The organism is Dyella sp. 01N36 (genome assembly GCF_056399745.1).
The window spans coordinates 1-8184 of sequence record NZ_JBFTRY010000155.1 but is presented as its reverse complement, the minus strand read 5'-3'; the positions used below and the strand labels follow the sequence as shown (position 1 = coordinate 8184).

Below are 8184 nucleotides of genomic sequence, written 5' to 3'. Positions count from 1 at the left end.
CCAAACACCACGCCATCGCAACCCAGCGAAAGACAGGTCTCGATGTCGTGCTGCATCACGTCCAGCTCGTCATCGTTGTAGAGAAAGTCGCCGGCACGTGGACGTATCAGCACGTACAGCGGGATGCTCAGGCGCTCGCGCACCTGGGCGATCTGCGCCATCGATGGAGTGAGCCCACCCAATTCCAGGCCGGTGCACAACTCCACCCGGTCCGCACCGCCCGCCTGCGCGGCCAGCGCGGACGCCAGCGAATTGGCAGCGACTTCGAGCAGGCGTCGTGCCATCAGTACACGCTCTTGGACGGCACCAACCCATCCTGTTTGGTCGCGTCGCATACGGCATACGAGAAGCCGGACTGGATCGCGAACGCGCCCACTTCGCCGTGCTTGTTCATGGCAAGAAAGCCGACCTGCAGGTCCTTCGACGCCGCGGGYCGGCGCTTGACGATGCGCATCACCGCCTCGCGGCAGGCGTCCTGCGGCGAGCGACCATGACGCATCAACTCCACCACCAGGAAGCTGCCCACGTTGCGGATCACTTCCTCGCCCACGCCGGTCGAGGTGGCCGCGCCGACATCGCCATCCACGTACAGGCCTGCCCCGATGATGGGACTGTCGCCCACGCGCCCGCGCATCTTCCACGCCATGCCGCTGGTGGTGCAGGCACCGGCCAGGCGGCCGTTGGCATCGATGGCCAGCATGCCGATGGTGTCGTGGTTGCCCTTGCCGCCCGGCATGCCGGTCTTGCCGTAGTCGCGCACTTCGCTGTTGGCCGAGGGTTGGTAGTGGGCCGTCTTCAGCCACTCCTTCCACGCCGCCTCGGACTCCGGGGTCAGCAGTTCTTCCTTCTTGAAGCCCTGCTCCAGCGCGAACTGCAGCGCGCCATCACCGGCCAGCAAGACATGCGGCGTGCGTTCCATGACACGACGCGCCACCTGGATCGGATGAGCGATGTGCTCCAGCGCCGCGACCGCACCGCAACTGCCGTCGGCGTCCATGATGCTGGCGTCCAGGGAGACGTGGCCGTCGCGATCCGGATAGCCGGCGCGGCCTACGCTGTGATTCTTCAGATCCGCTTCCGGGATCATCACGCCCGCCTCGACGGCGTCCAGCGACCCACCGCCCTTCGACAACACGCCCCACGCGGCCTGGTTGGCGGCCACGCCGAAGTCCCAGGTCGAGATCACGCGCGCACCCGTGCTGCCCTTGCTCGTCCCACTGGCGCCGGCCAGCGCATGCGCGCCACCCGCCAGTGCCACCGCGGAGGCCCCCAGCACGGAGGCCTTCAGAAACCCTCTACGATCCGTCATCACCCCTCCACTCCAACCACTCCACACAAAAAAAGAAAGCCCCGCGCCTTGCGACGCGGGGCTTCCTCACATCGATGACCGGCGCTGGCGCCGGTTCGCCGACATTAGCCGGCGATTTCGACGCCCGAAGCCTGGGCGCCCTTCGGGCCCGTGGTGACTTCGAACTTCACGCGCTGACCTTCCTGCAGGCTACGGAAGCCCTTGGAGTTGATTGCCGAAAAGTGGACGAACACGTCCTCCCCACCGTCCTCAGGCGCGATGAAGCCGAAACCCTTGGCGTCGTTGAACCACTTGACCGTACCGAAACGCATTGCGTGAACCTCTGAATCATGGACTGGATGCACCACGGTAAGCGCTGAACCACCTTGACCCCTTGGTCCGCCGCCCCTGGCACAACGGAAGTATCAACATGTTTTATGGCAAAGCGCAATATGGTGACCACTTTGACACGATCAAAACCGTACCGGTTGCTCAGCTTTTGAGCAGAACACCCAGGATGCGGGGTACCTCGGCGGTGGCTGCTGCCAGGTGGGCGAAGATTTCCTCGATGCTGATCTCCGCCTCGTCGCCACAACCGGCGGCGAAGTTCGCAACCAGCGCGAGACAGGCGTAAGGCAGCTCCAGTTCGCGGGCGAGCACGGCCTCGGGCATGCCGGTCATGCCGACCAGGTCGCAGCCGTCGCGCTTCATGCGGGCGATCTCCGCCCGGGTCTCCAGGCGCGGACCCTGGGTCGCGCCATAGCAACCACCATCAATGACAGCGATGTCAGCCTTGGCCGCCGCGTCGATCAGTTCGCGACGCAGCGACTCGGTGTACGGCTCGCTGAAATCGATATGACGCACCTCGGCGCCCTCGACATCGCAAAAACTCGTGTAGCGGCCATGGGTGTAGTCGATGATCTGGTCGGGCACCACGATGACGCGCGGACCCATATCGGCGCGGATGCCGCCCACGGCGTTCACCCCGACCACCCGGCGCGCGCCCAGCGAATGCAGTGCCCACAGGTTGGCGCGGTAGTTGACCCGATGCGGCGGCACCGTGTGGCTCTCGCCGTGGCGGGCGAGAAAGGCCAGCTTGCGGCCGGCGAAATCACCCGTCACCACATCGCCCGAGGCCGCGCCGAACGGCGTGTCGATGCGATGGCGCGAGGCGTTCTCCAGGCCCGGAAAGTTGTACAAACCGCTGCCGCCGATGACGGCCAGATCGATGCTCACGATGCGTTCCTATATGCGTTCAATTCGTTCGGTGTCGCCGCCAACCGCTCGGCAAAGCCTGCGAGATGGCGAGTCAGTGCCTCGCGCGTCCGCTCATCGCTCAACTGACCGTCGACGATCTTGGTATGCGCGTGGAACACCAGCACGTCGCCCTGCGGCTCGGTACGGGCGCCTGCGCGGCGCAGGATCAGGCGCAGTTGGTCCTGCGCTCGCACCGTCCCGGTGACGCCCGGGCTCGCGCCGATGATGCAGACGGTCTTGCCGGCGAGCGCAGCCACTTTGCGCGCCTTGCCGGCGCGCGAGGCCCAATCCACCGCATTCTTCAGCACGCCGGTGATGCCGCCGTTGTATTCCGGGCAGGCAATCAGCAGCCCGTCGGCCCGATCGATGGCGTTCTTGAACTCGACCACCGACTCGGGATCGCCCTGCTCTTCCACGTCCTGATTGAACATCGGCAGGTCGTGCAGGCGATGCATCACGATGTTCATGCCGGCCGGCGCAAGCTCCTGCGCCGCATGCAGCAGCGCGGTATTGAACGAAGCCTCGCGCAGGCTGCCGGAAATCCCCAAAACATTCATGCGTGACTCCGTGGTCGATCGTCGCCTTACTTGAGCGCGTAAATGCCCGGCAGATTGCGGCCCTGCTCGTGATAGTCCATGCCAAAGCCGAACACGTAGCGATCAGGCAACTGGACGCCGTTGAAGTCGGCCTGGATGCCGTCGACCAGGCGGTCGTGCTGCTTGGTGCACAGACTCACCACCAGCACGCGGCGTGCGCCGCGGCGCATGCAGTCGTCGCGCACGGCCTTCAAGGTATGACCTTCATCGAGGATGTCGTCCACCAGCAGCACGGTGCGGCCGGCGAGATCCACCGCCGGCTCGCGCAGCCAATGCAGCTCGCTGCCCGAGGTGGCGCCGCGATAACGCGTGGCATGCACATAGTCGAACTCAACATCGGTGCGGATGGCCAGTGCGAGATGACCGGCAAAAATCAGCGCGCCGTTCATCACGGTAAGAAAGACGGCGCGCTCGCCATCGAGCGCGACGTCGATGTCGCGCCCCATGTCGACAATGACCGACTCCAGCGCCGCGCGATCGAACAACAGCTCGGCACCGGCAAGTGCGGTAGCCAGTGAAGGGGTGGATGTACTCATGCCGAAGCTTGTCCTTCCACGGCGTGCAGCGCCGCGATGCGCGCGATGAATCGTTCGCGCTGGGGGTTGTCGTTGAGGCCGTCCCAGGTGGAGGCCACGTCGCCGCGCAGGGCGGCGATGCGTTCGGGCGAGGTGGCCGCGCGGTCTTGCACAGCGGCAATCGCCTCGTCCACCACGTCGGGGAAGCAGGCGAGCACCAGGTCGCAGCCTGCATCCAAATGGGAATGCACGCGACCGGTCACGCCGCCTGCCGCGCCAGCAGCGGCCATGCTGATGTCGTCGCTGATCACCGCGCCGCCAAAGCCCAGCTCGTTGCGCAAGATGTCCTTGATCCAGCGCGAGGAAAAACCTGCCGGCTGTGCGTCGACCTGGGGATAGACCACGTGCGCCACCATGACCGCCTCGGCGTGCGCCGCCATGCCTTCGACGAAGGGCAGCAGATCTTCGCGACGAATCACGTCCAAGGGACGCGTATCCACTGCCGTGGCCTTGTGCGTATCCGCCGCCACCGAACCGTGACCCGGAAAATGCTTGAGCACGGCAGCCATGCCGCCCAGGTGCATGCCGCGCACATAGGCCTGGCCAAGCTCAGCAGCCACCGCGGGATCGGCGTGAAACGCGCGCAGACCGATCGCAGCGTTGCCGCGCGCCAGATCCACGACGGGGGCAAAGCTGAAATCCACGCCGCTGGCGCGCAACTCGCTGGACATCACCCAGGCGTGTTCTTCGGCCAGGCGGATGGCGTCTTCCGGATCGCGGTCGTACACGGCGCCGATCGCCGACAACGGCGGCAGGCGCGTGAAGCCCTCACGGAAACGCTGGACCGGGCCGCCTTCCTGATCCACGGCGATGAGCATGTCGTCGCCGCCGACCTCGCGAATATCGTCGATCAGTTTCATCAACTGATCGCGCGTACTGAAATTGCGCGAGAACAGCACCACGCCGGAAACGCCGGGCGCCTTGAGCCATGCATGCTCCGACGCAGCGAGTGTGGCGCCTGCCAGGCCGATCATCAGCATGAGGTGGGTTCTCCGGCCGCCTGACGCTCGTCCGACGTCCAGCGCGCATACGGATGCGCGATCAGGTTGACGTTGTAGTAGCGCGGCAGGTGGCTCACTTCGCGCCCCAGCCACGAGGGGCGCGGAAACGAGGCGTCGGTGCTGGGCAATTCCACCTCGACCACGACCAGTCCCGCATTGTCGCCAAAGAATTCGTCGACCTCGAACAGCACGCCGTCGACGACCACGTGATGCCGGATCTTCTCCACTACGCCGTCGCACAGCTCGGCGAGCATTTGCTCGGCATCGGCGATGGGCACGGGGTATTCAAACTCGGCGCGCTCGATGCCGAGCTTGGCCGATTTGATATTGAGCCACCCACGATCCCCGGTGCGGCGTACGCGCACCGACGCCCGCGCGGTACCGTCGTGCAGCGCCTGCGCACTGACCAGATAGCCCTGGGCGATGCGCTCGCTTTCGCTCACGGCGTCTCGCCAGCTGTCATCGCTGAGGAGGAATTTACGTTCGATCTCGATGCCCATGCGTCAACCGATGATTGGGGAAGGATGTGACGGAGCGGTGAAGGCGTCCCGCCTTCCTTGCCCTGGCTCAGCGTTCGAACAGCGCGATGGACTCCACGTGCGCCGTATGCGGGAACATATCCATCACGCCGGCCGCACTCAAGCGGAACCCATGCTTCTGCACCAGGATGCCGGCGTCACGCGCCAGTGAACCCGGGTGGCACGAGACATAGACAATGCGGCTGGTCTCCTTGTGCGGCAGATACTCCAGCACCTTGTCAGCGCCGGCGCGCGGCGGATCGAGCAACAGCTTGTCCCACGATTGCTTGGCCCAGTGGGTGTGACGCTGATCTTCGAACAGGTTGGCCACTTCGAAGCGGGCGTGGGTGATGCCGTTGCGTGCGGCGTTTTCCGCAGCGCGCTCGACCAGGCCATGCTCGCCCTCCACGCCGACCACCTCGGCGACGCGGCGACCAATCGGCAGCGTGAAATTGCCCAGGCCGCAGAACAGATCCAGCACGCGATCCGTGGGCTGCGGATCGAGCAGCTCCATCGCACGCGCCATCATGCGGCGATTCATGCCGGCATTGACCTGGACGAAATCGAGCGGGCGGAACTCCAGCTCCACGTCCGCGAACGCGGCATTGTCGCTGGGGATGTTGAAGGCCAGCCGCGGCGACTCCGGCCACAGCGGATGCACGCTGGTCACGCCGCCCGGCTGCAGGTAAATCGCAAAACCATGCTGCTGACCGAACGCAATCAAGGCCGCCTGATCGCGCTCGCTCAACGGCTGCATGTGGCGGAACACCAGCGCCACCACATCGTCGCCGGCGGCGAACTCGATCTGCGGAATGTCGGAGGCGGCATCCATGCTGCTGACCAGTTCGGCCAGCAAACCGATCTTGGGACCCAGCGCCGGATGCACGACTTCACACTGGGTGATGTCGGCGACAAAGCGCGGATTGCTCTCTTCGCGAAAGCCCACCAGCACGCGCCCCTTCTTCGCCACCGAGCGCACGGACAGGCGTCCCTTGCGACGATAACCCCAGGGCTCATCAGTCAGCGGCGGCAACCACAGCTCCGGCATCACTTTGCCAATGCGTTCGAAGTTGTCCTTCAGCACGCGCTGTTTCACTTCGATCTGCGCCGTCGCATCCAGATGCTGCAGCGAGCAGCCGCCGCACTGGCCGAAATGACGGCAGCGCGGCTCAACGCGATGCGGCGAGCGGGTCACCAGTTCCACCACTTCAGCTTCGTCGTAGTGACGATGACGCTTGCGGATGCGCAGCTTGACCTCTTCGCCCAACAGCGCGCCGCTGACGAATACGGCCTTGCCGTCGATGCGGGTGACGCCCTTGCCGTCGTGGCTGAGGTCGGTGATGGTGGCTTCGAATTCTTTCATCGTGGCAACTGTCTTCCAAAAACGCGCACGCCCGGATCAGCARGACCCGGGCGCGTTGATCGGGTGATGAGGAGCGATGAGCTTATTTCTGCTTCCACGCCCCCGAGGGGTCCTGATAATACCAGCCCGGCCGCGCCCGCTCGATCCAGCCCTTGGCAAAGGTGGCGCGGATCTGCGCTTCCCATTCCGGATGGTTGTTGGCGTTGGCCACTTCGCGGTACAGCGCATTGCGATCGCGATTCTCGTCTGCCACCGCGGCGCTCAAGCCCGCCCGCTGGTCGAGCGGCACCTTGCCAGCGTCACGCACGGCCACCAGCCCATCCTGGGTGAAGCCCACCGCACCGCTATTGAAGAGCGGCGTCAGCGTGTCGCGGAAACGCGCCTGCATGCGGCCGTGGATCGCCTCCGTGGTCGCCGTCTGCACGCGCAGGTTCGGCGCATCGGCCGCGTAGGCGGCGGGAATCAGCAGGTCGAGCAACATGGCCGAGGGCTGGTTGTTCTTCTTCGGCGGTGCCGGCTGGTCGTCCTTGGCCGGCTGGGCCGGCGCCGAACTGTCGAGCACGGTGCCAATGAACTGATCGGCGGCCTTTTGCGCGGCCGCTTCAGGAAAATAGACATTGATGGTGACGCACCCCACCAGCGCGACCAGCAGCGTGGTCAGCAATCCATAGACGAGCTTGCGCATGATTTCGACTCCTTGGGGGTGGGGATGGGTCTAAGGCGTGCTTTGCCCTAGTGGACTTCCGGTCCATTGCCTTCCATAGCCGCCTTCAATCGACGGACGAGCGTTGGCCAGTCGACCTGCGCCTGGTGACCAATCACCTGCAGGCGCGGCAAGCCGCTGCCTTCGACGATAGTGTAGCCATCGGCATCGTTGTCGAGGCCACCCATATGGCATACCGACGCTTGCAACGTGCAGTTGAGGCCGATGCGCTTATAACCAAACGTCTTGAACAACTTGAGCACGGCGCCCTGCAAACCGGCTGCCACGCCGCCGCCACCGACGGCCGTCAGGTTGTTCACGGCGCGTTGACTGATGCGCCCGCCGCTGCCGGCGAGCAGGTTGGCCTTGAACGCCACCGGGTTCCAGTTGACCAGGCGCAGCTCATTGACGGAGCCGTCCATACGGCCGGTGATGCTGCCGAAGTCGAACACACTGGTCATGGCGGCCAGATCAAGCTGGCGCAATTGCACGTCGCCGGTGAGCACGGGACTGGGGCCAAAGGGCCCCTGCAGGCTCAGTCGCGTGATGTCGACAAAGCCATCGAAGACATTGACCGACAGGCCACCCTCGAGCTCAAAGCGATCATCCACCCAGCGCATGGCGGGAATGGCGCCGCCCAGGGTCCCCGGGAACTCCGGCCAGCCCATGGTGCGTGAGAACGAGGCCATGTCGATGCCGGCGAAAGCGAGCGAGGTTTCCAGTCGGCGCCCCTTCGCAGCGGCCGGGCGCCACGCCAGATCGCCCACATGCACACGCCCGTTCAGCACCGGAATATCCACCGCGCGCTGCAGGGTCAAGGCGCCACCCTTGCTCTGCCAGCGCAACTGCGTGGCACCGTTGGGTATGCGGTAGACCTGCAGGG

10 protein-coding genes and 1 pseudogene are annotated in these 8184 nt (G+C 65.1%); all 11 read right to left on the bottom strand.

The genetic code is table 11. The features are described from left to right. On the bottom strand, positions 1-284 hold a 284-nt coding region (locus AC1DMG_RS17410; protein ID WP_477180831.1), incomplete at its 3' end, for a copper homeostasis protein CutC. Further along, positions 284-1309 carry a glycosylasparaginase gene (locus tag AC1DMG_RS17405; protein ID WP_441603251.1) on the bottom strand — a complete coding sequence of 342 codons (1026 nt, stop codon included), beginning with the start codon at positions 1307-1309 and terminating at the stop codon, positions 284-286. The genes AC1DMG_RS17410 and AC1DMG_RS17405, both read right to left, overlap by 1 nt. A 104-nt stretch (positions 1310-1413) precedes the next feature. Then, positions 1414-1620, bottom strand: a complete 207-nt coding sequence (locus AC1DMG_RS17400; RefSeq protein WP_026633225.1) for a cold-shock protein — start codon at positions 1618-1620, stop codon at positions 1414-1416. A gap of 160 nt (positions 1621-1780) precedes the next feature. Further along, complete coding sequence (locus AC1DMG_RS17395) at positions 1781-2524, bottom strand: S-methyl-5'-thioinosine phosphorylase (RefSeq protein ID WP_121879682.1); 744 nt, start codon at positions 2522-2524, stop codon at positions 1781-1783. Continuing rightward, on the bottom strand, positions 2521-3102 hold the full coding sequence (locus tag AC1DMG_RS17390; protein ID WP_441603250.1) for an NADPH-dependent FMN reductase: 582 nt from the start codon (positions 3100-3102) through the stop codon (positions 2521-2523). Before AC1DMG_RS17390 ends, AC1DMG_RS17395 begins: the two co-directional genes overlap by 4 nt. Positions 3103-3128: 26 nt before the next feature. Beyond that, positions 3129-3677: a hypoxanthine-guanine phosphoribosyltransferase gene (locus AC1DMG_RS17385; RefSeq protein WP_441603249.1), complete on the bottom strand. Its 549-nt coding sequence runs from the start codon at positions 3675-3677 to the stop codon at positions 3129-3131. Beyond that, the gene (gene nagZ, locus AC1DMG_RS17380) at positions 3674-4696 is read right to left on the bottom strand and encodes a beta-N-acetylhexosaminidase (RefSeq protein WP_441603248.1); all 1023 of its coding nucleotides are present in this window, start codon (positions 4694-4696) and stop codon (positions 3674-3676) included. The genes AC1DMG_RS17385 and nagZ overlap by 4 nt, the downstream gene beginning before the upstream one ends. After that, positions 4690-5217 carry a CYTH domain-containing protein gene (locus tag AC1DMG_RS17375; RefSeq protein WP_441603247.1) on the bottom strand — a complete coding sequence of 176 codons (528 nt, stop codon included), beginning with the start codon at positions 5215-5217 and terminating at the stop codon, positions 4690-4692. Before AC1DMG_RS17375 ends, nagZ begins: the two co-directional genes overlap by 7 nt. A gap of 67 nt (positions 5218-5284) precedes the next feature. Then, positions 5285-6598, bottom strand: a complete 1314-nt coding sequence (rlmD, locus tag AC1DMG_RS17370) for a 23S rRNA (uracil(1939)-C(5))-methyltransferase RlmD (protein ID WP_441603246.1) — start codon at positions 6596-6598, stop codon at positions 5285-5287. Between the two features lie 82 nt (positions 6599-6680). Beyond that, positions 6681-7283 carry a YdbL family probable chaperone protein gene (locus AC1DMG_RS17365; RefSeq protein WP_441603245.1) on the bottom strand — a complete coding sequence of 201 codons (603 nt, stop codon included), beginning with the start codon at positions 7281-7283 and terminating at the stop codon, positions 6681-6683. Between the two features lie 47 nt (positions 7284-7330). Continuing rightward, positions 7331-8184: pseudogene (locus AC1DMG_RS17360) on the bottom strand (hypothetical protein); the annotation flags it as partial.